We start from the raw sequence: 3,828 nt of genomic DNA, 5'->3' as shown, positions 1-3,828 counted from the left end.
CCCCGAAGGGCTTCATCGTTCGACTTGCATGTGTTAAGCACGCCGCCAGCGTTCGTCCTGAGCCAGGATCAAACTCTCCGTGAATGTTTACCGGTGATCCGGTTCTACACTCGCGTTGAGCGGAACCAGGAAGAGGAATAGTCTCCCCGGTTCACAGCGTCCTCGCTGTGTGCCACCCACGAGGGGTGGACTTTTTCAAAGGAACCTCGACCATCCGAAGATGGACGGGGTATCAACTAATCTGGCGTTGATTTTTGGCACGCTGTTGAGTTCTCAAGGTGCGGACGCTTCCTTCGTACCGACCCTCGCGGGCTTTCCTCCGGGCGCTTCCTTCGTTTCCGACTCTATCAGATCTTTCCGATCCGATTTCCTCGGTGCTTTCCGGTCCCTTTTTGACTTTCGTCTTTTCGGGCCCTTCCGGCGGTTCCGACTTTATCAGAACCATTTCCGTCGACCTAATCGGTGACTTCGTGATTCGAATAAGGAATCGGAGTGGCTCCGTCGTCCATGTGGATCTCCGACCGGAGCGAGAAAGAGTCTAACTTGTCAGCCCCGAGCTTGTCCAGCTCCAGGCAACCGTTTGAATCTACCTCCCCACGCCATCCGTGTCAACGGGTTTTGTGGGCGGAGAGGAGACTAGCAGGTCAGCGGGGTGCTCCGCACATCAGGCGGCGGTGGGGAGCTCGGCGGTCCGGTCCGCTTCCTCGACGTCGCCCGTGTCGCCGGCGCGGGCCGCGCGGCCGCCCAGGACATAGACGTACGCGAGGAATACCAGTTCAGCGACGACGCCGATCGTGATGCGGGCCCAGGTCGGTAGGCCCGAGGGGGTCACGAAGCCTTCGATCAGGCCCGAGACGAAAAGGACCAGGGCCAGACCGATGGCCATGCCGATGGCCGATCGGCCCTGCTGGGCGAGGGCGGCGCGACGGGTCATGGGGCCCGGCTCGATGACGGTCCAGCCGAGGCGGAGGCCGGTGCCGGCGGCGACGAAGACCGCGGTCAGCTCGAGAAGGCCGTGCGGGAGGACCAGGCCCAGGAAGACGTCGAGGCGGCCGGCGGACGCCATGAGGCCGATGCCGACGCCGAGGTTGAGCATGTTGGCGAAGAGGACGAACAGCACCGGGATCCCCAGGAACGCGCCGAGGACAAGGCACACGGCGGCGGCCTGGGCGTTGTTCGTCCAGACCTGGGCCGCGAAGGAGGCCGCCGGATGGCTGGAGTAGTAGGTCTCGTACTGGCCGCCCGGGCGGGTCATCTCGCGGAGCTCGGCCGGGGCGCCCATCGCCGACTGGACCTCGGGGTGCGTCCCGATCCACCAGCCGATGAGGGCCGCGAGCAGGGTGGAGAGGATCGCGGTCGGTATCCACCAGCGGCGTGAGCGGTAGACCGCGGCCGGGAAGCCCGCGGTCAGGAAGGCGGCCGCGTCGCGCCAGGAGGCGCGGCGGGTTCCGGTGACCGTGGCGCGAGCCCGGGCGACGAGCTGGGTGAGCCGGGCGGTGAGCATCGGGTCCGGGGCGCTGGACCGGATGAGGGAGAGGTGGGTGGCCGTGCGCTGGTAGAGGGCGACGAGTTCGTCGGCCTCGGCGCCGGTGAGGCTCCGGCCGCGGCGCAGCAGGTGGTCGAGGCGGTCCCACTCGGCTCGGTGGGCGGTGACGAAGACGTCGAGGTCCATGATCGGCTGCTGCTCCAGGCACTGGGTGCGTACGGGTCCGTACTACTGCGGCGCGCTGCGGGTCAGCTTGGCAGACTGGCGTTCGGACGGGGATCGGCAGGCCGACGAAGGGTGGGCACGGTGAGCGGGGTCGTGACGGGGGATGCCGTCTATCTGGGGCTTCAGCCTGCGCGGTTGCCGAGCAGGGCGCTGGCCCTGCTGCTCGACCTGGTGGTGGTGTGGGCCGCGTACCTGCTGATCAGCGTGGGGATCGCGATCGCCACGGCCTCGTTGGACGAGGCGGCGGCGATGGCGCTGTCGATCGCTTCCTTCCTGCTGGTCCTGGTCGGTGGGCCGATAGCCGTGGAGACGCTGTCCCACGGGCGGTCGCTCGGGAAGATGGCGTGCGGGTTGCGGGTCGTGCGCGAGGACGGCGGGCCGATCCGGTTCCGGCACGCGCTGATGCGCGGGGCGATGGGGGTCGTCGAGATCCTCATGACGTTCGGGGTCGTCGCATGCGTCGCCTCGCTGGTGTCGGAGCGGGGGCGGCGGATCGGAGACGTGTTCGCCGGGACCCTCGTCGTGCGGGAGCGGGTGGCTCCCGCGTCCGCCATGGTGGTGCCGCCCCCGCCGCCGTGGCTGGTGGGGCGGTTCTCCGGGCTCGATCTGTCCGCCGTTCCCGACGCCCTGTGGCTGGAGGCGCGCCAGTACCTGACGCGCATGGGGCAGCTGGATCCGGCGATCGGGCGGCGGCTCGCCGAGCGCCTGGCCGACGAGCTGGTGGCCCGGACCGGCACCCCTCCGCCGCCTGGCGTACCAGCTGCCGCCTACCTGGCGGGTGTCGTGGCCGAGCGGCAGGCCCGAGAGGCACGACGGGCGTTCGCCCCGGCTGCGTCCCATGCGCCGTCGGCGGGGGCGGCCGTGCCGTCGACTCCTGCGCCGGTGGCGCCGGTGGCTCCGGCGTCTCCCGTCATGCCCCTTCCTCCATCGGCACCCGCGCCTCGTCCTCTCCCGGCGGAGGGCAGCGGGAAGGGGCACAGGGACGGGAACGGGAACGGGAACGGGGACAGGGGCGGGAACGGGGACAGGGACGCGAACGGGGACATGGGCGGGAACGGATCGCGCGCGACCGGGTTCGCTCCGCCGGCCTGAGTCACCGGCCCGAGTCACTGGTCCGAGTCACCAGTCCGAGTCACCAGTCCGAGTCACCGGCTCGCTGCGCCGGCCCGTTTCGCCCGGCGGCGTCAGAAGGTGTTGGGCGGGGTGTCGAGCTCTTCGAGCTCGACACCGGGGGCCGAGAGGACCACGTCGCCGGCGATGTGAACGGTGTGCCGCTCGCCCGTGTCCAGGGCGCTGACCTGGTACTCGTCCACGATCAGGGGGCCGTTGTCAGTGGCGTGCGCTTCACTCTTCACCAGGGCCCAGGACTGGTCGACCGTCAGGGGGGCGAGCACGGGATCCGTGAAGGCGACGAGCCGGACGCGGGTCTCCGGGGAATCGGGGGTGAGGCGCAGGAGTCGGGAGATCGCGACGAGGAACGCCGGGGACGTGCCGGTGAAGGCGTGGGCGCGCACATTGCCTTCGGTGGCGTGGGTTCCGGTGGGGTCGGTACGGACCCAGGTGACGCCGTCGAGAGCGGCGCCGCGGACCTGCCAGTCGGCGGCGTGGAGTTCGAGGCGAATGGGGCGGCCCAGGTCGTCGACGGCCAGGTCGACGGAGCCGCTCGGGTCACCGGAGGGGGTGGTGGTCCGTGCGACGTAGCGCCAGCCGGAGGGGCCGGGCGCGCAGTGGAAGTGCTCTTCGCCGAGGGGGGTGTGATCGTGCGGATCATGGAGCGAATAGCGGCCGCGGGGCATGGGTCCTCGGGGTGCGTCCTGGGGCGGTAGTCGGGACGGGGCAGGCCCCCGGCACGGGGGTGCGGGGGCCTGCCTGTTCCGCTCCGGGTTTCCGTGACGGGCGGGTGCCGGTGTGTGTGCCGTCACCCGCCGGTCATGGGATCAGTAGCGGTAGTGGTCCGGCTTGAACGGGCCCTCGACCTTGACGCCGATGTACTCGGCCTGCTCCGGGCGGAGGGTCGTCAGCTTGACGCCGAGGGCGTCGAGGTGGAGGCGGGCGACCTTCTCGTCGAGGTGCTTCGGCAGCACGTAGACGTCGGTCGGGTACTCCTCCGGCTTCGT

4 protein-coding genes and 1 rRNA gene are annotated in these 3,828 nt (G+C 69.9%); 1 reads left to right on the top strand and 4 read right to left on the bottom strand.

All coding sequences use genetic code 11. The features are described 5' to 3' along the window. Nucleotides 1-84, bottom strand: a 16S ribosomal RNA gene (locus AB0M16_RS36130); the annotation flags it as partial. Between the two features lie 580 nt (nt 85-664). Then, nucleotides 665-1,672 carry a stage II sporulation protein M gene (locus AB0M16_RS36125; RefSeq protein WP_365350785.1) on the bottom strand — a complete coding sequence of 336 codons (1,008 nt, stop codon included), beginning with the start codon at nt 1,670-1,672 and terminating at the stop codon, nt 665-667. 120 nt (nt 1,673-1,792) lie between these two features. Here AB0M16_RS36125 and AB0M16_RS36120 point away from each other — a divergent pair, with 120 nt between their 5' ends. Further along, entirely contained in the window at nt 1,793-2,803 is a 1,011-nt protein-coding gene (locus tag AB0M16_RS36120; protein ID WP_365350783.1) for an RDD family protein, read from the top strand. A 92-nt stretch (nt 2,804-2,895) separates the two neighbouring features. Here the strand turns inward: AB0M16_RS36120 and AB0M16_RS36115 are convergent, their stop codons facing one another. Beyond that, nucleotides 2,896-3,507 carry a hypothetical protein gene (locus tag AB0M16_RS36115; RefSeq protein WP_365350781.1) on the bottom strand — a complete coding sequence of 204 codons (612 nt, stop codon included), beginning with the start codon at nt 3,505-3,507 and terminating at the stop codon, nt 2,896-2,898. A gap of 141 nt (nt 3,508-3,648) precedes the next feature. Then, nucleotides 3,649-3,828, bottom strand: a 180-nt coding sequence (locus AB0M16_RS36110; protein ID WP_365350779.1) for an adenosylhomocysteinase, incomplete at its 5' end; no start/stop codon positions are given.

It is taken from the genome of Streptomyces sp. NPDC051921, from assembly GCF_040680975.1.
Classification (GTDB): Bacteria; Actinomycetota; Actinomycetes; order Streptomycetales; family Streptomycetaceae; genus Streptomyces.
Note: the sequence above shows the minus strand (reverse complement) of the source record. Positions and strands in the feature narration are given on the sequence as shown.